The sequence below is a fragment of the Pseudovibrio flavus genome, from assembly GCF_009711345.1.
Taxonomy (GTDB): domain Bacteria; phylum Pseudomonadota; class Alphaproteobacteria; order Rhizobiales; family Stappiaceae; genus Pseudovibrio; species Pseudovibrio flavus.
On record NZ_SMMA01000062.1, the window covers coordinates 243,916 to 264,468 of the forward strand.

Consider the following 20,553-nt stretch of genomic DNA (forward strand, 5'->3'; position numbering starts at 1 on the left):
TCCTATTCAAAGCTCTTGCGCGGATCGAAGGCATCGCGGATGGCCTCGCCCGTGAAGATGAGAAGGGAAAGCATGACGGAAAGAACAACAAAACCCGAGATACCAAGCCAAGGGGCTTGCAGGTTGTTCTTGCCCTGCGCCAGAAGCTCGCCCAGTGAGGCCGAGCCCGGAGGCAGACCAAACCCGAGGAAGTCCAGCGCTGTCAGCGTGGAGATAGAACCGTTGAGGATGAACGGCATAAAGGTCAGCGTTGCTACCATGGCATTCGGCAACAGGTGACGCCACATGATGACACTGTTGGAAACGCCTAGCGCTCTTGCTGCGGAGATGTACTCGAAGTTTCTACCGCGCAGAAACTCGGCGCGCACAACGCCTACCAGAGCCACCCACGAGAACGCGAGCAGAATCGAGAACAAAATCCAGAAACCCGGAGCCAGAACCGAAGACACAATCAAAATCAGGTAAAGCGTAGGAACCGCAGTCCAGATTTCGATAAAGCGTTGGAAGCCAAGGTCCACCCAGCCGCCATAGTAGCCTTGCACAGCACCGGCAGCGATGCCGATGATGGAAGAGGCAATGGTAAGCGCCAAGCCAAACAGAACAGAAATACGGAAGCCATAAATAACGCGGGCGACCACGTCGCGGCCCTGATCATCAGTTCCCAGCCAGTTCCAGTTGCCAAGCGTACAATTAGGATCGTTGACACCTTCGGTGTATCTCGAACAACGCTCCTGCTTGTCCATAGTCCATGATGGCGGCGCAGGCGCAGGCACAGGAATTTCGTTATTCACCGTGCGGTACGAATAGCGGATAGGTGGCCATAGCATCCAGCCATCGCGTTCAATCTCTTCTTGAATGAACGGATCGCGATAGTCTGTAATGGCAAGGAACCCGCCAAACTTCTCTTCTGGATAGTCCACGAAAACAGGGGCCAGAATCTCGCCCTTGTAGGACACGAGGATTGGCTTGTCGTTGGCGATAAACTCGGCAAACAACGTGACCACGAACAGCACCATAAAGATCCAGAAGGACCAGAAGCCACGTTTATTGGCTTTGAAATTCTGCAAACGGCGCTGGTTGATCGGAGAAAACCGCGAGCGCTGTTCCGGTGGCTGGGTTTGCTCCGGCAATGGATTGATGTCGGTGTAGCCCTGCTCTTCGAGGCGCTTTTCAAGATGCGATTCCATGTGTCTCACACCTCCCTGCTCTCGAAGTCGATCCGTGGATCGATCCAAGTGTATGTAAGGTCGGAGATGAGGTTCACCAGCAAGCCAAGCAGCGAGAAGATATAGAGCGTTGCAAACACAACGGCGTAATCGCGGTTGATGATGGATTCAAACCCAAGAAGGCCAAGGCCATCCAGCGAGAAGATAGTCTCGATCAAGAGCGATCCAGCGAAGAACGCAGAGATGAACGCGCCCGGGAAGCCCGCAACAACGATGAGCATGGCATTACGGAACACGTGCCCGTAAAGTACCTGCCGCTCTGTAAGCCCCTTCGCGCGGGCCGTTTGCACATACTGCTTGCGGATTTCATCAAGGAACGAATTCTTGGTCAGCAGCGTCGTTGTAGCAAAGGCCGACAGCGCCATCGCTGTCAGTGGCAAGATCAGGTGCCAGAAGTAGTCGATGATCTTTTCCGGCCACGACATATCCGCCCACCCTTCAGAGGTCAGGCCACGCAGTGGGAACCAGTCAAAGAACGAGCCGCCAGCAAATAGAACAATTAAAAGGACTGCAAACAGGAAGCCAGGAATGGCATAGCCCACGACGATGATGCCGGAAGTCCAAACGTCAAATGTAGAACCGTCTTTAACGGCTTTGCGGATGCCGAGCGGAATGGAAATCATATAGGAGATCAACGTCATCCATAGGCCAAGCGATATGGAGACAGGGAGTTTTTCCTTTATGAGATCAATCACGCTGATATCGCGGAAGTAGCTCTCACCAAAATCAAAGCGGGCATAGTCCCATAGCATTGTGGCAAAGCGTTCCAAGGGTGGTTTATCGAACCCGAATTGCGCTTCCAGCTCCTTAATGAACTCAGGATCAAGACCTTGGGCACCTCGATACTTCGAGGAGCCGTCGCCACTACCAGAATCCATTTGCATCATGTCGCCGCCACCACCGGAAATACGGGCCGTGGCAGACACATCATTGCCCTGTAGCTGGGCAATAACCTGCTCTACCGGCCCGCCGGGTGCGAATTGAATGATGATAAAGTTGATTGCCATGATGCCGATCAGCGTCGGGATCATCAAAAGCAATCGACGCAGGATATAAGCGCCCATCTATTATTTTACCTTAATCAACTTTTCCGATGCGAACGGCTTTTTCCAAATCAACCCACCATGTCGTTTCAACAGGGAAGGCATAACGAGGCATTGTCTGCGGATTGCCAAACATATCCCACACACCAACTGTGTGAACCGGCTTGTACCACTGAGGTACCCAGTAATGTCCGGCGCGCAGAACTCGGTCCAGCGCCCGTGCTGCGGTTGTCATATCCGCACGGGTTGGGGCCAAAATGGCTTTATCGACCAGCGCATCAACCACCGGATCAGAGATACCAGCAAGGTTGTAGCTACCCGATGTTTCGGCTGCTTGTGAGGTCCAGAACTGGCGAATACTTGCCCCAAGCGTCGGGCTCATAGCGAAACGGCGGGCACAGACGTCAAAGTCAAACTCGTTGAGCCGCGCCTGATACTGCGCAGGGTCCACCAGACGGAAGCGCGCACGAATACCGATCAGGTTGAGATTGCGCACGAACGGCTGAACGATACGCTCAAACGACTGTGCATTAGACAGGAACTCGAACTCGAACGGTTTTCCGTCCGGCCCGTGCAGCGTATCCCCTTCACGGGTATAGCCTGCTTCCTGCATCAGCTTGGCCGCCTTAGAGAGCATCTTGCGATCCTGACCAGAAGCGTTGGAAACCGGCGCTAGAACAGCATCGCCAAACACGCTGTCGGGCACCTGCCCCCTAAACGGCTCAAGCAGTGCAAGCTGGGCTGCATCCGGTTTACCTTCTGCCTTCATCTCCGAGTTTTCAAAAAATGACTGCGTACGCGTATAGAGGTCGAAGAACAGAGCTTGGTTAGACCACTCGAAATCGAAGCACATGCCAATGGCTTGGCGCACGCGTGGGTCAGCAAACTTGGCTCTACGCGTATTGAAGAACCAGCCTTGGGCACCTGCAGGGCGGTGATCGGGATACTCTTTCTTGGCCACTCGGCCATCCACGAGCGAAGGGAACGTATATTCTGTTGCCCAAGTCTTGGACGAGAACTCCTCGTGGTAGGTCACATTGCCTTTCTTGAAGGCTTCAAATGCTGCCTGCCGCTCCCGGAAGAAATCGAGCCGAATAACGGAGAAGTTGTTTTGCCCGCGAACAACGGGCAGGTCTTTGGCCCAGTAGTCCTCAACGGCCTGATACTCGATAAAGCGGCCAATTTCGTGCCTGCCAACGGTGTAAGGGCCTGATGACAGCGGCGGCGTAAGCGTGCTCTGCGCAAAGTCGTAGCGGGTGTAGTACTTTTGAGAAAGAATAGGCATCACAGCCACCAGAAGCGGTAGCTGGTTGGAGTGCTCACCCGAGAACGTAACAAGCAAGTTGCGCAGGTCTTTGGCCTCGGCGGACACCATTTCCTTCAAGACCTGACGGATCTGCGGATGCCCCTTTTCCTTCAGTATGTTCAGGGAGAAGGCAACATCTTCAGCCGTGAGCGGAGAACCATCATGAAAACGAGCTTCGTCGCGTAGATAGAAGGTAACGGAGTTTCCATCCGGCGCTACTTTCGCGGCCTCTGCCACCAGCCCGTATACAGCATCCGGCTCATCATAGGCGCGGACCATTAGACTGTCGAAGCAAAGCTCCATACGCGGCGGCGCATCACCTTTCAAAATGAACGTATTGAAGGTGTTGTATGTCTGCGGGTTTTGATTGTAGGACCAGCTTGGCGCGGTCAACACAATGCGCCCGCCTTTTGGCGCTTCCGGATTCACATAGTCGAAATTCGTGAAATCCGGTCCGTATTTCAGGTCACCAAACACAGACAGGCCATGCATTTGCGAAGAAGCAAACGCTGGAAGAGCCGTAGCGGGCAAGCTCAACACAGCCGCTCCGGCTGCGCTGAGTTTAATAAAGTCGCGTCGGTTGATGTCTTTTCCTGCGATCATTTACGCGCCTCCACGGCTGCTGCCTTTGCTTCATCATACCACCACACATCAGGAAATCCGATGTCGTAGGTTGGCAGCTCTTCAGGATGCGAGAACCGATCCCAATGGGCCACGCGGGTGTAGATGGAGGTCCAGCCAGGAACGACGAAGTGATGGGACAGCAGAACGCGGTCTAGCGCACGGGTGGAAGCAACAAGCTCTTCACGGTCTTTGGAGAGAATGATGCGATTAATCAGCTTGTCGATTGCAGGATCGTTGATGCCTGCATAATTCTGCGATGCTTCAACGGAGGCAGCTGCCGAGCCCCAGTAATTGCGCTGCTCGTTGCCCGGAGAAAGCGACTGCGCCCAGCCTGTGTAGAGCAAGTCAAAGTCTCGCGAGCGGACGCGGTTGATGTACTGGGAGCTATCAACAATGCGGAGCTGCAGGTCGATGCCGATCTTTTTCAGGCTTTCCTGATAGCGAAGGCCAACACGCTCAAAGCGGTTGCCGTTCATCAGGAATTCCAAAGTGAACGGTTCACCTGTTTCAGCGTTTACAAGCTGACGACCCTTTTGCTCGTAGCCCGCTTCTTTCAGAAGCTGCAGCGCAGTTCTCAGGTTATTGCGCTCCTGACGCGCATCTCCAGAGACAGGGTTTGTGTACGGCGTTGTGAAGACGCTCTCTGGTACTTCGCTGCGAACGCTTTCCAGAATCTCCAGCTCCAGCCCCTCAGGCAAACCACGAGAGGCGAGGTCTGTTCCAAAGAAGTAGCTGTCAATCCGGTCATACAGATCGAAGAAGATGGTGTGGTTCATCTCTTGGAAGTTCAGGGCATAGTTCAGCGCTTTACGAACGCGTACATCTGCCAGTTTTTCGCGGCGGGTGTTTGGAATGAACGCCACCATCAAGCCGCGACCGCGGGAATCCTGCGGAAACTTTTCCAGTACGATATTGCCGTTCTCAACGGCTGGCACCTTGTAGGCTGTGACCCAGTTCTTGGCCGTCGCTTCATAGCGCCAGTCAAACTGATCTGCCTTAAATGCTTCCAGCTCCACCACTTCATCGCGGTAGTACTCAAAGCGAATCTCGTCAAAGTTATTGCGGCCAACGTTTACATTGAGGTTTTTGCCCCAATAATCGTCTACACGCTCATAGGCAATGGACCGGCCATTATCGACAGTGCCAACCTTGTAGGGGCCAGAACCAAGCGGCGGTTCCAAAGTGCCCGATGCGATATCCCTTGGGTTGCCCTTGGCATCGATGCCCGTCCACCAATGTTTAGGCAGTACGGTTAGCTGGCCGATGATTTGCGGTAGTTCGCGGTTGCCTGTCTGGTCAAAGGTAAAGGTTACCTCCCGCTCGCCAGAAACTTCTGCCTTGCTGACATTGCGATAATAATAAGTGTACTGCGGATTGTGTTTGACCCACTGCTCGAACGACCAGACCACATCCTCAGGTGTGATCGGGGTCCCATCGTGCCATTTGATCCCGTCGCGAAGGCGGAACTTCACCCAGCCAAAATCCTCAGGGTACTGAAGAGATTCGGCAAGCAAGCCATATTCAACGGAAACCTCATCTTGAGAGAAGGTGGTCAAGGTATCGTAGATCAGCCCAATGCCTACGGGCGGCGTTCCACGGCGAATGACGTAGTTCATATTGTCAAAGGTGCCAGTGGCCGACATGCGCACACGCCCACCCTTTGGAGCCTGCGGGTTTACATAATCAAAATGGGCAAAGCCTTCGGGATACTTAACATCGCCAATGAGAGCTGTACCGTGCCGCCACTGGGGTTCTTCAGAGAATGCGGTTGATGGAAGCAATGCCCCCGCAACCAGCGCCAGTGCCCCAAAACGGCAGAATCTCTTCAATTGACCAAGCATTCGTCGTTCCCTTGTTGCCTCGCTTTGCCAGCCCCTGTGCCCACCGGTACAGAAAACCAAAAAACCGTTAAAACTATGACTTTCCTAGACAAACACTGTAGTTCGCGGATGCCCTAGTCGACAACGGCTTTTGCCAAGATGACAAAAATTTAAGGGAAACAGACGGAAAAACCGTTACTAACGGCCTCCAAATGCAAAAAAGGCCGGAAATACACCGGCCTTTTCGAATTATTCTGATTTTATTCCAACGCGTTGTGGACCAATTACTGGATCGGCGCTGGATTTTCGGAAAGCGAACGTAGGTAAGCGATCAGGTCTGCGCGGTCATTCGGCTTTTTCATGCCTGCGTAACCCATGGAAGTACCGGATACTTCGTTCTTAGGCTTTGCAAGGAATGCATCGAGCATTTCGAAGGTCCAAGCATTGTGGGACTCGCCATAGCTCTGCATTGCAGAAGAGTAAGAGAAGCCATCAACACCGGCTGGTGCACGACCAACAACATCCCAAAGAGCCGGTCCAACCTTGTTCTTACCACCCTGTTCAAAGGTGTGACACGCAGCGCACTTCTTAGCCTGCTTTGCACCTTTATCGACAGATGCGGAGGTCAGGCGGATCGCAATAGGCTCTGGGCCAGCAGCTTCCGCAGTGCCAGCAGGTGCCTCGCCTGAACTTTCTACTGCGATCTCGTAGCCGCGCTTTCCATCATCATGAGGCGCAAAAATCACCTCAGTGAGAAAGTTGATGCCCATGATAGCAACCAGTGCGAACAGAATTGCCCCTGCAATTTTGTTCAGTTCAAACGAATCCATACTGCCACGCTCCGATGTTTACAGTGGCTGGCGGACCTACCCCTACGCCTAAAACCCAACCACCGACGACTAGAGATTTTGAGGGAAACTACAGGCAAAATCAGCGCCTTGTCCATAGACTTATGAGGGTTTTTCCTAGGAGTTTAGATTTAGGTGCTTACAGCTAGGCGCTCAATCTGGGCGTGAAATAGCACCACGGAAGGAAGATCAAATCGAATTTTCCAGTCTGTAATCGTCCTAAACTGGCTGAAATCGTGGCGTTCACTTGCGCAGAATGGCGCTTGCAACCAAAGAGTTTAAAAGCATAAAACTCTCGGTAAAATTAAGTATATTCCCCAATGCGCTTGCAATATGCGCGGATTTGCCACAGGTGTATTTTCCGCAAAAACCCCATTTGCGTGCGTTTAGGGCCTCTGACAAGGAACGCGAATCCGTTCTACGCACAGTACCCGGAGCACTGGGCATATCGACAGCTTTGATGCACAGTGTGTTGAGAAATATTCAAAATGTTGACGTGGATTGTTGACCTTCATCCGCGAAAAATTGATAGAAGCAACTGATTGTAGACTTTGATCCAACTTCAAACGAATGGATTTTTTTATGTCCGAGCAGCGGAAGATCGTCTTTCAAGGCGAAGTGGGTGCGAACTCCCACATGGCATGCAACAGCGTATACCCAGATTATCAAGCCATCCCATGCCCGACGTTTGAAGACTGTTTCCATGCGCTTGAAAGTGGCGATGCCGATCTGGCGATGATTCCAATCGAGAACTCGGTTGCAGGCCGCGTTGCCGATATCCATTACCTTCTACCGCGCTCTTCGCTTCACATCATTGGCGAGTATTTCATGCCAATCCGCTTCCAGCTCATGGGCCTAAAGGGCTCCAAGCTGGAAGACCTGACACACGTTCAGAGCCATATTATGGGTCTGGGACAATGTCGTAAAATCATCCGTGAAAACGGCATTCAGGCTGTTATTGGTGCAGACACTGCCGGTTCCGCGCGACAGATCGCGGAAAAAGGCGACCCGAAATGGGGTGCGCTTGCTCCAGAACTGGCAGCAGACATTTACGGCCTCGATATTTTGGCGCGCAACGTGGAAGACGAAGCTCACAATACAACGCGCTTCATCATCCTGTCCCGCGATGACAAGAAAACTGTTCGCACTGGCCAGCCGACCATCACAACCTTTATCTTCCGCGTTCGCAACGTTTCCGCAGCGCTATACAAGTCGCTTGGCGGTTTTGCCACCAACGGCGTGAACATGACCAAGCTTGAATCCTATCAGCTTGAGGGCCAGTTCTTCGCCTCTATGTTCTACGCGGATATCGAAGGTCATCCAGAAGACCCGAACGTCGCTCTTGCAATGGAAGAACTGGCATTCTTCTCCGCGGAGCTAAAGATTCTGGGCGTTTACAACGCTAGCCCGTTCCGTCACAAAATCAGAGAACCGGAAGCGAACCGCGCTCTGCGCCCAACGCCGAATATTTAAGATAACAAAGCCTGCCAGCCGGTGGGCTTTGGAATACAAGGACCATTCATGTCTGAGCTCAAATTTGATGCCCTTTGCATCGGCAATGCAATTACCGATGTGTTCGCTCATGTTGAAGAGGACTTCCTCGTTGCGCAGAACCTGCATAAAGGCTCCATGCGCCTGATCGATACCGATGAGGCACTGCGTCTTTATGATCTTATGGGGCAAACCACTCGCATTTCCGGTGGTAGCGCGGGCAATACCGCAGCTGGCATTGCTTCTCTTGGCGGTCGTCCTGCTTATATCGGCAAGGTTGCCACGGATGAGGTGGGTGAAGGCTATGGTCACGACATGCGTGGTTCCGGCGTTCACTTTGATACAGCGCCGCTTGCAAATAGCGAACTTGCTTCTGGTCGCTCCATGATCTTGATCACGCCGGATGGCGAGCGCACCATGAACACCTATCTGGGTGCAGCAACTACGCTCTCTCCGGTGGACATTGATCCAGAGGTGGTACGGGCATCTGCTATCACCTACATGGAAGGCTATCTGTGGGACCCAGAAGCTGCAAAGCAAGCGTTCCTTGAAGCTTCCAAGGTTGCTCATGGCGCAGGCCGCCGCGTATCCCTTACGCTTTCTGACAGCTTCTGTGTGGACCGGTTCCGCTCCGAGTTTATGGGCCTGATTAAAGACGGCATCGTCGACCTGCTCTTTGCTAACGAGCACGAACTCAAAGCGCTTTACCAGACTGCAGATCTGAACACCGCCATCAACGCTGTTCGTGAAGATTGCACCCTCACCGCACTTACTCTTGGCTCTGAAGGTGCTATGGCGATTTCTCGCGAGGAAACCGTTCATGTTCCTGCAAGCAAAGACGTAAACGTGGTGGATCTCACCGGCGCGGGCGATCTGTTCGCTTCCGGCTTCATGCTTGGTCTATCCCGTGAGCAGACCCTAACAGCATGCGCAGAACTTGGCTGTCTGTGTGCTGCAGAGGTAATCGCCCACGTTGGCGCTCGCCCAAGCGTGCCACTTAAAGATCACGTGACCCAGCAGGGCTTCCAGCTCTAACCAAGAGCACACTAAAGCATTCAAGAAGCGGCGGATTTCCCGCCGCTTTTTTATTGCGCGTCACTCAAAGCAAAGTTCAACGCTGCTTCGCAGTGGACCATGGTTGTGTCAAACACAGGAACGCTAACATTGCTTTGATTGAGCAGCATGCCTACTTCCGTACAGCCAAGGATGAGGCAGTCTGCACCGCGCTCAACCAATCGTTCCGCAATCGCGATATAGGCTGCTTCGCTCTGAGCAGTCGTGATGCCCTGACACAGCTCATCATAAATGATCCGGTGGGTGGCGCGACGATCCTCATCCTCGGGAATAACAGGCTCTAAACCTGCTTCAACGAGTCGTGAGGTGTAAAAGCTTTGTTCCATGGTGAAGGCTGTAGCCATCAAGCCCGGCTTCTTCAGCTCTTTTGCATTGATTGCTGCGGCTGTTGCATCGGCAATATGCAGAAACGGGATATTCACGCCATCCATCATCTGCCCTGCAAGCTTGTGCATGGTATTGGTTGCAAGCACGAGCACCTCAGCTCCGCCGCGCTCCAGCGCCTTAGCCTCGCGATTGAGGATCGCACCTGCTGCATCCCAATCACCCTTCATCTGCAATGCTTCAATCGCCGCAAAATCGAGGGAGCGGATCAAAAGCTCTGGCGAATGTAGGCCGCCCAACCGCTCACGGGTAAGCCGGCATAACTCACGATAATAAATCTGCGTTGATTCAGCGGACATTCCGCCAAGGATACCGATGGTTTTCATTGGCCCCTCCTCACTATTCTAAAGCCCCAAAACAAAAAAGCGGCTCCAACCGGAGCCGCTTTCGAAAATTTCAAGCGTAACCGCCGGATAGCTTATTCAGCCAGATCCTGTACGGACAGAACTTTACCGTTCTCGTCCAGACGGTAGATCACTGGTGCGCCGGTGCCGAGCTCGCGAGCAAGGATCTGCTCAGGGGTCAGGTCTTCCAGATCCATGATCAGGGAACGCAGGGAGTTGCCGTGTGCTGCGATGATTACGCGCTCACCGCCCAGAACTTTAGGCAGGATGTTTTCCTTGAAGTAAGGAATGGTGCGCTCAGCGGTCATCTTCAGGGATTCACCACCTGGAGGAGGCACGTCGTAAGAACGGCGCCAGATGTGAACCTGTTCTTCACCGAACTTTTCACGAGCTTCGTCTTTGTTCATGCCGGTGATGTCACCGTAGTCACGCTCGTTCAGAGCCTGATCTTTGGTGGTTGGCAGGTCTTCCTGACCCAGCTGCTCGAGGATGAGCTTCAGGGTGTTCTGTGCGCGGGTGAGGTCGGAGGTGTAAGCAAGATCGAACTCGAGGCCGAGGTCTTTCAGCTTCTTACCAGCTGCCTTTGCTTCTTCTACACCCTGTTCAGTCAGGTTAGGGTCTTTCCAACCGGTGAACAGGTTTTTCAAGTTCCATTCACTTTGTCCGTGGCGGACGAGAACCAAAAGGCGTTCCATTTTACTCTCCTTAGGAGGTTATTTTTTTAGTCGTTCAGGCCGAGAACATCGGCCATGGAATAAAAGCCCGGCTGTTGCTTATTGGCCCAAAGCGCCGCTTTTACGGCACCACGGGCAAAAAGTTGCCGGTCGGTGGCTATATGGGACAGTTCGATCCGCTCGCCTTCAGACGCGAACATCACAGTATGCTCGCCAACAACAGAACCCCCACGAAGTGTGGCAAAGCCGATCTCGCCGCGCTTGCGAGCTCCGGTAATCCCGTCACGGGAGCGAACGGAGTTCTGCGCAAGGTCAATCTGGCGGCCTTCTGCTGCAGCCTGACCAAGAAGAAGCGCCGTCCCAGATGGCGCATCTACCTTGTGCTTGTGGTGCATTTCCAGCACCTCAATATCGAAATCATCATCCAGCGCCGCTGCAGCTTTGCGTACAAGCAGCGACAACAGGTTTACGCCAAGGCTCATATTGCCGGACTTTACAGTCCGCGAACCTTCGCTGACACGTTTTAGTTCCTGCTCTTCTTCAGCGCTCATACCTGTGGTGCCGATAATGTGCACGAGGGAACGCTCAGCAGCGATTTTGGAGAAGTTGAGGGTGGCAACCGGTGCGGTGAAGTCGATGATACCGTCAGCACCTTCTAGAGCGGCTTCGAGATCGGAAGTAACGGCTACGCCGAGCGTTCCAACGCCTGCAAGATCGCCCGCATCCTTGCCAATTGCATCGGAGCCGTCGCGTTCAAGCGCGCCGCTCAGAACGAGGCCGTCCTGCTCACTGATGGATTTTACGAGCGCACGCCCCATGCGTCCCGAAGCTCCAACAACAACCAAGCGCATCTCGTTCATCTCACACCCCGAGTTTCCCAGCAGCCTAAACAAATCGGTTGTGGGTATAGCAGGAAGCTGCTGTCACTTCAAACAGGTATACTAAGCTCAAGCATAAAACTTCTCAGGCAACCGCTGAAGCACTAACGCAAAACATGTTGAATATCACGGCAGCCGTTTCGTTCACTTTATCCGATCGAAAATGGTCGTACTTCTGCTTTCCTAAGAACTGTTCCCACTGCATAGCCGCAAGCGCTATGGCTCATGACACTCCATCTCTGGCCCCGCTTCACAACAAGGTAGCCAACGCGTCCGAATAGTCATTCCCCTAGAAAGCAACACGCCTAGGACGCAAGCCATGCCCAGATACGACATTTCCTTTTTATGCGAGATCGAAGAGCCAGAAGTCTGGCAGGTATACTTCCAAAAGCCCTTTAAAACTCCGGTTTCTCAATTTCCGGTAAAGCGCGGAACCAAGTTTCAGCTGCTTGACTACAACTACACGCAGGACACTCAAATTCTGCTTTCCATTCCATTAAGAGGGCTGATTTTCGTTACTTACGATGCAGCCAATAACAGTTGGAATGTTGGACCACCCGGCACACTCATCTCTACCGGCGGCATGGGCGTTAGCATTCTGGTGGACCATACTGAGCCGCAGAACAACGATGACTACAACCCGCTCAACGATCTCGATCAGTAACCGCCTCAGCTCCTAGCGCAGTCGAAACGCGAATAGAAAAAGGCCGCCCCACGAAGGAGCGGCCTTTCCAATTCTTAACCGTTAGGCGAGAGCAGCTTATTCAGCTTTGCCTTCTTCAGGCTTTTTCTCTTCGCGTTCGATCTCTTTACCGGTTTCCTGATCGACAACCTTCATGGAGAGGCGAACCTTGCCGCGCTCATCGAAGCCCATGAGTTTAACGAAGACTTTGTCGCCTTCTTTGATCACGTCGGTAACCTTTGCAACCTTTTTAGGTGCAAGCTGGGAGATGTGAACGAGGCCGTCACGTGCGCCGAAGAAGTTGACGAATGCGCCGAAGTCAACGCACTTCACAACAGTACCTTCGTAGATCACGCCAACTTCAGGCTCAGCAGCGATGGAGTTGATCCAGTTCAGAGCTGCTTTAATTGCCTTACCGTCGGAAGACGCTACCTTAACGGTCCGTCGTCTTCGATGTTGACCTTCGCGCCGGTCTTTTCAACGATCTCGCGGATTACCTTACCGCCAGAGCCGATAACTTCACGGATCTTGTCTACAGGGATCTTGATGACTTCGATGCGTGGAGCGTGTTCGCCCAGTTCGGAACGTGCTTCGGTGATCGCTTTTGCCATCTCGCCGAGAATGTGCACGCGGCCGCCTTTAGCCTGCTCCAGAGCAACCTTCATGATCTCTTCGGTGATACCGTCGATCTTGATGTCCATCTGAAGAGCGGTGATGCCGTTTTCAGAACCAGCTACTTTGAAGTCCATGTCGCCGAGGTGATCTTCATCGCCAAGGATGTCGGAGAGAACTGCGAAGCGCTCGCCTTCCTTAATGAGACCCATCGCGATACCAGCCACTGGAGACTTAAGAGGCACACCAGCGTCCATCAGGGACAAGGATGCACCACATACGGACGCCATGGAGGAAGAACCGTTAGATTCGGTGATCTCGGATACAACGCGGATGGTGTACGGGAAGTCGTGGTGTGCAGGCAGCATTGGGTGTACTGCGCGCCATGCCAGCTTACCGTGACCGATTTCGCGGCGGCCTGGGGAGCCCATGCGGCCAGCTTCACCCACGGAGTATGGAGGGAAGTTGTAGTGCAGCATGAAGGTAGCCTTTTTGGTGCCTTCAAGCATGTCTACGAACTGCTCGTCTTCGCCGGTGCCGAGAGTTGCAACAACCAGACCCTGAGTTTCACCGCGGGTGAACAGGGAAGAGCCGTGTGCGCGTGGCAGGATACCAACTTCAGACATGATCGGACGAACGGTGGAAAGGTCACGGCCGTCGATGCGCAGACCAGTGTCCAGAATGCTGCCGCGTACGATTTCAGCTTCAAGCTTCTTGAACTGTTCGCCAACAACAACGCCTTCAGGAGCACCTTCTTCGCCGGTGACGAGGGCTTCAACAACCTTTGCCTTAGCAGCGTCTACAGCTTTCTTACGCTCAACCTTCTGGGTGATTTTGTAAGCAGCTTTGAGGTCTTCGCCAGCGATTTCTTTAACCTGCGCGAACAGCGCGGAACGGTCAGCAACAACCAGTTCACGTGGTTCTTTCGCAGCTTTTTCAGCGAGCTTGATGATCGCGTCGATTACTGGCTGGAATTCACGGTGACCGAACATTACAGCGCCGAGCATAACTTCTTCAGTCAGCTCTTTCGCTTCGGATTCAACCATCAGAACAGCGTCATTGGTACCAGCAACAACCAGATCCAGAGAGGTTTCTTCCATCTGGTCTACGGTTGGGTTGAGAACGTATTCGCCGTTGATGTAACCAACGCGAGCGCCACCAATTGGACCCATGAACGGAACGCCAGAAATGGTGAGAGCTGCGGATGCGCCAACCATTGCCAGAATGTCCGGAGCATTTTCCAGATCGTGAGACAGAACGGTGATGATTACCTGAGTTTCGTTCTTGTAGCCATCAACGAACAGCGGACGGATCGGACGGTCAATAAGACGGGAAGTCAGGGTTTCGTGTTCGGAAGGACGGCCTTCGCGCTTGAAGTAACCACCTGGGATGCGGCCAGCAGCGTAAGCTTTTTCCTGATAGTTAACGGTGAGCGGGAAGAAGTCCTGACCTGGCTTAGGGTCTTTTGCAGACACAACAGTTGCCAGAACCTTGGTTTCGCCGTAGGTGGCGATTACTGCGCCGTCAGCCTGACGGGCAACCTTACCGGTTTCGAGGATGAGCGGACGGCCGCCCCAATCTACTTCCACGCGATGAATATCGAACATTTTTTTTCCTAGCATACATTTACCTGCCACCCCCATGAGCAGCAGATAGGAATAGTTTTGGAGAAATAGCGCCTGCCATTGTGGTGGCTGAACCCGTTGATGGGTGACGCAGGTCTCCACGTACTGGCTGGTCTTAACAGGCAAGACGACAAGAGGCTCTTTTGCTCGTCAAAAGCCTCTGGCAATCCTGCCCTATCATAACCGGCCCATATCTACATAAACAAAACGCGGCGGGTTGCAACCCACCGCGTTCTTTTAGTCCGATTAGCGACGGATGCCCAGTCGCTCGATCAGGGACTGGTAGCGTGCTTCTTCTTTACCTTTGAGGTAGTCAAGAAGCTTACGACGCTGGCTTACCATTTTCAGAAGACCACGACGGGAGTGGTTGTCCTTTTTGTGGCCTTTGAAGTGTTCGGTCAGAACTGCGATGCGGTGAGTCAGGATAGCTACCTGTACTTCTGGAGAACCGGTATCGCCTTCTTTAACCGCGAATTCTTTGATCAGCTCAGCTTTACGCTCAGGAGTAATCGACATCCTAATATCCTTTATAGATTAGCCTCTAAGAGGCATTTGTTATTCGCCAAATGGCGTTGCTTCATTTTTGAAGCGCTGCTTTGAACTAGGCCATGCCAAGATGTCGTCCAGCATGGTCGTGCTCAAAACAAAAGGTCCGGCAGAGTCTTCACCCGTCCAGACGGGCGGAATATGAAGGAAACTCTGCCAAAACTCCAGTAAAATTTTGATGGGCTAGAAGCCGCTGCAGCAGGCTCAGAGATTGAACACGCGCTTTGGTTTAAACTCGCCGCGAGCTACCTCGCCAAACGCAATCAGATCACCGCCACAGGTGACGTAAATCTCTTCCGGTCCAATTGGTGCATTGGCACCGCGCAGGATAACCGGATTACCGCGTTTAACGCGTTGAGCTGCCTCGCCATTTATGGCAACGCCCTGCATAAGCTGAAGACCCGTTTCCACCGGCTTGATGAACGACATGAGCTTTGCGTTCTCAAGAGGGGTTTCGGTTTCTTCTTCACTCGCTGCTGCGTCGAGCTCTTCAAACGTGACCATATCCGCTTCGCCGAATGGCCCAACCAACAGGCGGCGCAGATCCGTCACATAGCCGCGCGTACCAAGGCGCAAAGCAATATCGCGAGCGAGCGAGCGCACATAGGTGCCTTTGCCACACTCTGCTTCAAACACTGCCTTATCGGTTCCGATCACCTCGGCAAGGCTAAGACGGTGAATGCTGATTGGGCGCGCTTCGAGCTCCACTTCCTCGCCATCACGAGCAAGGTCGTAGGCACGGTTGCCATCTACTTTGATTGCAGAAAACTTCGGCGGGACCTGCATGATCTCACCGCGAAACTCAGGAAGAACCGCTTCGATATCAGCTTGTTCAGGCCGAACGTCCGAAGTGGCGATTACTTCCCCCTCAGCATCGTCGGAAGAGGTCTGGATGCCCCAAGTCACCTCAAAGCGGTACACTTTGCGGCTACCCATAACAAACGGCACGGTTTTGGTTGCTTCACCAAAGGCAATCGGCAAGCAGCCTGTCGCCAGTGGATCAAGAGTACCGGCATGGCCGACTTTATCGGGGCTGAAGATACGCTTCAGCTTACCCAGCGCTTGGTTGGATGTAATTTCCAGCGGCTTGTCGAGGACCAGCCAGCCGTTCACCGGATAGCGTACACGGCGACGCTGTTGTTTAGCCATTTATTGCTCTAGTTCTTGTCCTGATGGTCTTCGCCATCAAACGCATCGTCATCGCCTTCGTCTTCTTCAAGCGCGTAGTCACGGCGCACAGCCGGCTCGTTGAGAAGACGTGTGATGCGATCATCATCGTCAAAGCGGGAATCGACAACAAAGCGCAGGTCCGTCGAGTACTTCATCGTCAAACGGCGAGCCACCTGACCACGGAAGTATTTAACGGAACGGTTGAGCGCTTTCACGACCTTATCAACGTTGGCACCGCCCAGAGGCATGACCATACAGGTCGCCATACGCAGGTCAGGCGTCATACGCACTTCAGGAATAGTGATGATTACGCCTTCCAGATCAGGGTCGTTCAACGCCCCGCGGGAGAGAATGTCACTCAGCTCTTTGCGAACCAGCTCGCCGACGCGAAGCTGACGCTGTGAAGGGCCGCTTGCGGTCTCTTTGCGTGGTTTAACCATTTTTGTTCTCACAAGCTCAGACGCCGACGCGAACCGTTAAGCCCGCGTCGGCGCCCTGAATTATTGAATATTCAAGCCAATTCTAGAGCGAACGGGCGATTTCTTCGACCTTGAAGCACTCGATAACGTCGCCAACACGCATGTCTTTGTAGTTGGTGAAGTTCATGCCGCACTCGACGCCGGATTCCACTTCTTTCACTTCGTCCTTGAAGCGCTTCAGTGTACCCAGTTCGCCTTCGTGAACCACAACGTTGTCGCGCAGCAGGCGAACCTGAGCACCACGCTGTACGACACCTTCGGTGACCAGACAGCCTGCGACCTTGCCGATCTTGGAAATGTTGAACACTTCCTTGATGTCTGCATAACCGAGGAAGGTTTCGCGGCGTTCTGGGGCCAACATGCCAGACATGGTTGCCTTCACGTCGTCGATGAGATCGTAGATAACGCTGTAGTAGCGGATCTCAATACCTTCGCGGCGAGCAGCTTCCTGTGCCTGTTTGTTTGCACGAACGTTGAAGGCCATGATTGGAGCCTTGGACGCCATAGCAAGGGTGATGTCGCTTTCAGTGATACCACCAACGCCAGCGGCGATAATGCGTGCACGCACTTCGTCGTTGCCCAGCTCTTCAAGAGCGCTTGCGATTGCTTCGGCAGAACCCTGCACGTCAGCTTTGATGACAAGCGGGAATTCCTGCTGACCGTCGTCTTTCAGACCCTTCATCATCGCTTCAAGAGAGTTACGGGAGCTTGCAACGCGAGCTGCCATCTTGTCGCGCATCTGACGATTACGGTACTCGGTGATCTCACGAGCGCGGCTCTCGTTTTCGACAACCGCTACGCGGTCACCTGCACGAGGCGTTGCCTGGAAGCCCAGAACCTCAACCGGCTTGGATGGGCCAGCTTCATCAACCTTGTTGCCGTTCTCGTCGAGCATTGCACGAACGCGGCCCCACTCGCTACCAGCAACAAGAATGTCACCTGGACGCAAAGTACCCTTCTGAACCAGAACGGTAGCGACCGGACCACGACCCTTGTCGAGCTTGGCTTCGATCACAGTACCTTCTGCAGTACGGTTCGGGTTGGCTTTCAGCTCAAGAACTTCAGACTGAAGCAGAACCATTTCGATCAGCTTGTCGAGGTTGCGCTTTTCTTTCGCGGAAACTTCAACGTCGATCGTGTCACCGCCCATGCTTTCTACGACGATTTCTTCGCGCAGAAGGTCATTGCGGATGCGGTCTGGATCAGCGCCTGGCTTATCCATTTTGTTGATTGCAACGATGATCGGCACATTAGCAGCACGTGCGTGCTGAATGGCTTCACGAGTCTGAGGCATAACGCCATCGTCAGCAGCAACAACCAGAATAACGATATCGGTCGCTTTCGCACCACGTGCACGCATTGCGGTAAACGCTGCGTGGCCCGGGGTATCGATGAAGGTCACTTTGTGACCGTTCTGCTCTACCTGATATGCACCGATGTGCTGGGTAATGCCGCCAGCTTCGCCAGAAGCAACGTTTGCCTGACGCAGAGCATCGAGAAGCGAGGTCTTACCATGGTCAACGTGACCCATGATGGTAACAACCGGAGCACGTGGCTCCATGGTGCCCTCATCATCATCGATGGTGTAAAGACCTTCTTCAACGTCGGATTCAGAAACGCGTTTTACGGTGTGACCGAATTCAACTGCGATCAATTCAGCAGTTTCTGCATCAAGAACGTCATTGATCTTGAGCATCTGTCCCTGCTTCATGAGCAGCTTGATAACGTCGACCGAACGTTCGGACATACGGTTTGCCAGTTCCTGAATGGTGATCGCATCAGGAAGCACCACTTCACGTGCTACTTTCTCACGAACCACCTTCTCCTGACCTGCACGACGCTCTTTTTCACGACGACGGCGCAGGGAAGCCATGGAACGGCCACGCGGATCATCATCACCGGTTGCGCGAACGATGGTCAGCTTGTTAGAACGGCGACGGTCTTCACCACCGCGAGCTGGTTTTGCGGAAGGAGCCGGAGCCTTCTTACCGCGAGGAGCGCCCTTTGGACCCTTTTTATCGTTGTCATCGCCATCATCTGGACGGCCCTGACCTACGCGTGCACCTGGAGCTGTGCGAACGCCACCTGGACGCTGCTTTTCTTCAGTCGGCATTGGGGCATCAGCCGGGTTCGGACGACCACCTGCTGCCGGACGAGCACCTGCTGGACGTGGAGCGCCTGGGCGACCTGCGCCCGGACGTGGACCATCCAGACGTGGAGGCTTACCGTCACGCTGACGTGGTGCGCGGGTCTCACGACCTTCACCGCGACCTGCGCCTTCGCCACGGCCTGCACCTTGTGCTGGACGTTCGGAACGACGCGGAGCCTGAGCTGGCGCTTCTGGCTTAGCCTTTGCTTCAGCCGCAGCTTTTGCTGCAGCTTCTGCCTTAGCCTTTGCCTCAGCCGCCGCTTTTACAGCAGCTTCTTCAGCTTCACGCTTTTGACGTGCTTCTTCTTCAACGCGTGCTTTTTCCGCCTCGATTGCTCTTACACGAGCTTCTTCGACGCGGCGCGCTTCTTCTTCAACACGGCGCTTACGATCTTCTACTTCACGCACCTGTGCTTCGCGCAGCGCTACCATACGGGCATCAGCTTCCGCTTTAGAAAGGGTACGCAAAATGTTGCCGCCGCCCTGCTGGGCCTGACCGCCCTGACGGCGCTGACCGCCACGACCGCCATTGCGGTTCTGACCTTCGCCACCACGGCGCGCGTCCTGCTGGCGACCATCACCACGGCCCTGCTGTGGTTTTGCGCCTGGTTTCGCTGCTGCGCGAGCTGGCTGGGAAGTCGCTGGAGTAGAAGAAGCAGAAGCCGGAGCTGCAGTTTCCTGACCCGGCATTACCACACGGCGCTTCTTCTTTTCCACGACGACAGCCTTCGAGCGTCCGTGAGAAAAGCTCTGCTTTACAGTGCCCTTCTCCACTCCGCCGCGCTTGAGGCCGAGTGTTTTGCGTTCGCCGCCGCCTGTTTTGTCGTCTGTGTTGTTGCTATCGCTCATATTGCCTTCAGTCCTGCGCCACTGCACCTTTTGCGCCGCCTGTGCCATTTGCCAGAGAAACTTCTCTATAGTCTGCCAATCGGCTTGCAGCTCTGAGAAAATTTCGACCTGCCTGTCCAGCGAGCAGTGCAGCATGTATCACATTATCGCGGCCCAATGCCAAACTTAATTGGGCCGAATCAAGCAAGCGGACCACCGCCAATGGGTCCTCTTTGCCAAATCTCGAAGCGGCCACAGCCGCCAATTTACGTACGCCATCGTCAGAGGCATCGGTTGCATGAACCAGAGCCAGGACCCGATCGCCCCTCAAGGCTGATTCCACTTTTGCGAAACCAGTAATCAAATCACCTGCCTTGCGACTGATGGACAGCGCGCCGGTAGCTGCGTGCTCCAGCATTTTATCTACTTGGTCGGCCAGACCGATCTCAGCGTGTACCTGCTCCTTAAAGCCTCGGTTGAAGACGCGCTTTTTTACAGCTTCCTCAACCTTCGACCGGGTCGCTTTGACCCATACTCCGCGACCTGGGAGTACATTTTTGATGTCGGCAACAACAACCCCGTCGGGTGACACGACGAAACGAAGCAGCTCCGATACAGGCAAAACTTCCCGTGTCACGGCACAGGTTCGCTCTGTTATCTCGTTTTTCTTCGCCACTTCAGTGTACCCTATAAAAGCCGGTGTTGTCCTCCTTATTCCAATCAGGTGGCCTGTGCCATGAAAGGGGCAAA

Annotated in this window: 16 protein-coding genes and 1 pseudogene; 3 read left to right on the forward strand and 14 right to left on the reverse strand. The window is 53.7% G+C overall.

Features of this window, described 5'->3' with window-relative positions; genetic code table 11:
- Positions 1 to 2: 2 nt before the first annotated feature.
- From E1162_RS11570 to E1162_RS11590, 5 genes are all read right to left on the reverse strand, one after another.
- The gene (locus tag E1162_RS11570) at positions 3 to 1,187 is read right to left on the reverse strand and encodes an ABC transporter permease (protein WP_155130838.1); all 1,185 of its coding nucleotides are present in this window, start codon (positions 1,185 to 1,187) and stop codon (positions 3 to 5) included.
- Positions 1,188 to 1,192: 5 nt separating this feature from the next.
- Positions 1,193 to 2,290 carry a microcin C ABC transporter permease YejB gene (locus tag E1162_RS11575; protein ID WP_155130840.1) on the reverse strand — a complete coding sequence of 366 codons (1,098 nt, stop codon included), beginning with the start codon at positions 2,288 to 2,290 and terminating at the stop codon, positions 1,193 to 1,195.
- Between the two features lie 13 nt (positions 2,291 to 2,303).
- On the reverse strand, positions 2,304 to 4,178 hold the full coding sequence (locus E1162_RS11580; protein WP_155130842.1) for an ABC transporter substrate-binding protein: 1,875 nt from the start codon (positions 4,176 to 4,178) through the stop codon (positions 2,304 to 2,306).
- Entirely contained in the window at positions 4,175 to 6,040 is a 1,866-nt protein-coding gene (locus E1162_RS11585; protein WP_155130844.1) for an extracellular solute-binding protein, read from the reverse strand. The genes E1162_RS11580 and E1162_RS11585 overlap by 4 nt, the downstream gene beginning before the upstream one ends.
- Before the next feature lie 263 nt (positions 6,041 to 6,303).
- Positions 6,304 to 6,849: a c-type cytochrome gene (locus E1162_RS11590; RefSeq protein WP_155130846.1), complete on the reverse strand. Its 546-nt coding sequence runs from the start codon at positions 6,847 to 6,849 to the stop codon at positions 6,304 to 6,306.
- 600 nt (positions 6,850 to 7,449) lie between these two features.
- On the opposite strand from E1162_RS11590, the gene E1162_RS11595 reads away from it, so the two are divergent.
- Positions 7,450 to 8,340: a prephenate dehydratase gene (locus tag E1162_RS11595; RefSeq protein ID WP_155130848.1), complete on the forward strand. Its 891-nt coding sequence runs from the start codon at positions 7,450 to 7,452 to the stop codon at positions 8,338 to 8,340.
- A gap of 48 nt (positions 8,341 to 8,388) precedes the next feature.
- Positions 8,389 to 9,393, forward strand: coding sequence for an adenosine kinase (locus tag E1162_RS11600; protein ID WP_155130850.1), 1,005 nt, complete (start codon positions 8,389 to 8,391; stop codon positions 9,391 to 9,393).
- A gap of 50 nt (positions 9,394 to 9,443) precedes the next feature.
- On the opposite strand, the gene E1162_RS11605 is transcribed toward E1162_RS11600, so the two are convergent.
- The 3 genes from E1162_RS11605 to dapB form a co-directional block, all read right to left on the reverse strand.
- Complete coding sequence (locus E1162_RS11605; RefSeq protein ID WP_155130853.1) at positions 9,444 to 10,142, reverse strand: aspartate/glutamate racemase family protein; 699 nt, start codon at positions 10,140 to 10,142, stop codon at positions 9,444 to 9,446.
- A gap of 92 nt (positions 10,143 to 10,234) precedes the next feature.
- Complete coding sequence (locus E1162_RS11610; RefSeq protein WP_155130855.1) at positions 10,235 to 10,855, reverse strand: 2,3-bisphosphoglycerate-dependent phosphoglycerate mutase; 621 nt, start codon at positions 10,853 to 10,855, stop codon at positions 10,235 to 10,237.
- A 26-nt stretch (positions 10,856 to 10,881) separates the two neighbouring features.
- Positions 10,882 to 11,694, reverse strand: coding sequence for a 4-hydroxy-tetrahydrodipicolinate reductase (dapB, locus tag E1162_RS11615; protein ID WP_155130857.1), 813 nt, complete (start codon positions 11,692 to 11,694; stop codon positions 10,882 to 10,884).
- Between the two features lie 337 nt (positions 11,695 to 12,031).
- Here dapB and E1162_RS11620 point away from each other — a divergent pair, with 337 nt between their 5' ends.
- Positions 12,032 to 12,376 carry a hypothetical protein gene (locus E1162_RS11620; RefSeq protein ID WP_155130859.1) on the forward strand — a complete coding sequence of 115 codons (345 nt, stop codon included), beginning with the start codon at positions 12,032 to 12,034 and terminating at the stop codon, positions 12,374 to 12,376.
- Positions 12,377 to 12,472: 96 nt separating this feature from the next.
- Here the strand turns inward: E1162_RS11620 and pnp are convergent.
- From pnp to E1162_RS11650, 6 genes and pseudogenes are all read right to left on the reverse strand, one after another.
- A pseudogene (gene pnp / locus E1162_RS11625) lies at positions 12,473 to 14,613 on the reverse strand (polyribonucleotide nucleotidyltransferase).
- A 264-nt stretch (positions 14,614 to 14,877) separates the two neighbouring features.
- Positions 14,878 to 15,147 carry a 30S ribosomal protein S15 gene (rpsO, locus tag E1162_RS11630; protein WP_155130861.1) on the reverse strand — a complete coding sequence of 90 codons (270 nt, stop codon included), beginning with the start codon at positions 15,145 to 15,147 and terminating at the stop codon, positions 14,878 to 14,880.
- Between the two features lie 234 nt (positions 15,148 to 15,381).
- Positions 15,382 to 16,326, reverse strand: coding sequence for a tRNA pseudouridine(55) synthase TruB (gene truB, locus E1162_RS11635; protein WP_155130863.1), 945 nt, complete (start codon positions 16,324 to 16,326; stop codon positions 15,382 to 15,384).
- Positions 16,327 to 16,334: 8 nt separating this feature from the next.
- Positions 16,335 to 16,787, reverse strand: coding sequence for a 30S ribosome-binding factor RbfA (gene rbfA, locus E1162_RS11640; RefSeq protein ID WP_155130865.1), 453 nt, complete (start codon positions 16,785 to 16,787; stop codon positions 16,335 to 16,337).
- 82 nt (positions 16,788 to 16,869) lie between these two features.
- Positions 16,870 to 19,824 carry a translation initiation factor IF-2 gene (gene infB / locus E1162_RS11645; protein ID WP_155130867.1) on the reverse strand — a complete coding sequence of 985 codons (2,955 nt, stop codon included), beginning with the start codon at positions 19,822 to 19,824 and terminating at the stop codon, positions 16,870 to 16,872.
- Positions 19,825 to 19,831: 7 nt separating this feature from the next.
- Positions 19,832 to 20,479 carry an RNA-binding protein gene (locus E1162_RS11650; protein ID WP_371311912.1) on the reverse strand — a complete coding sequence of 216 codons (648 nt, stop codon included), beginning with the start codon at positions 20,477 to 20,479 and terminating at the stop codon, positions 19,832 to 19,834.
- Positions 20,480 to 20,553: the final 74 nt, after the last annotated feature.

What these genes read in the sequence shown, in the direction of transcription:
- E1162_RS11570 (WP_155130838.1), bottom strand. Translation starts at nt 1,187, where the DNA reads ATGGAATCGCATCTTGAAAAGCGCCTCGAAGAGCAGGGCTACACCGAC.
- E1162_RS11575 (WP_155130840.1), bottom strand. Translation starts at nt 2,290, where the DNA reads ATGGGCGCTTATATCCTGCGTCGATTGCTTTTGATGATCCCGACGCTG.
- E1162_RS11580 (WP_155130842.1), bottom strand. Translation starts at nt 4,178, where the DNA reads ATGATCGCAGGAAAAGACATCAACCGACGCGACTTTATTAAACTCAGC.
- E1162_RS11585 (WP_155130844.1), bottom strand. Translation starts at nt 6,040, where the DNA reads ATGCTTGGTCAATTGAAGAGATTCTGCCGTTTTGGGGCACTGGCGCTG.
- E1162_RS11590 (WP_155130846.1), bottom strand. Translation starts at nt 6,849, where the DNA reads ATGGATTCGTTTGAACTGAACAAAATTGCAGGGGCAATTCTGTTCGCA.
- E1162_RS11595 (WP_155130848.1), top strand. Translation starts at nt 7,450, where the DNA reads ATGTCCGAGCAGCGGAAGATCGTCTTTCAAGGCGAAGTGGGTGCGAAC.
- E1162_RS11600 (WP_155130850.1), top strand. Translation starts at nt 8,389, where the DNA reads ATGTCTGAGCTCAAATTTGATGCCCTTTGCATCGGCAATGCAATTACC.
- E1162_RS11605 (WP_155130853.1), bottom strand. Translation starts at nt 10,142, where the DNA reads ATGAAAACCATCGGTATCCTTGGCGGAATGTCCGCTGAATCAACGCAG.
- E1162_RS11610 (WP_155130855.1), bottom strand. Translation starts at nt 10,855, where the DNA reads ATGGAACGCCTTTTGGTTCTCGTCCGCCACGGACAAAGTGAATGGAAC.
- dapB (WP_155130857.1), bottom strand. Translation starts at nt 11,694, where the DNA reads ATGAACGAGATGCGCTTGGTTGTTGTTGGAGCTTCGGGACGCATGGGG.
- E1162_RS11620 (WP_155130859.1), top strand. Translation starts at nt 12,032, where the DNA reads ATGCCCAGATACGACATTTCCTTTTTATGCGAGATCGAAGAGCCAGAA.
- rpsO (WP_155130861.1), bottom strand. Translation starts at nt 15,147, where the DNA reads ATGTCGATTACTCCTGAGCGTAAAGCTGAGCTGATCAAAGAATTCGCG.
- truB (WP_155130863.1), bottom strand. Translation starts at nt 16,326, where the DNA reads ATGGCTAAACAACAGCGTCGCCGTGTACGCTATCCGGTGAACGGCTGG.
- rbfA (WP_155130865.1), bottom strand. Translation starts at nt 16,787, where the DNA reads ATGGTTAAACCACGCAAAGAGACCGCAAGCGGCCCTTCACAGCGTCAG.
- infB (WP_155130867.1), bottom strand. Translation starts at nt 19,824, where the DNA reads ATGAGCGATAGCAACAACACAGACGACAAAACAGGCGGCGGCGAACGC.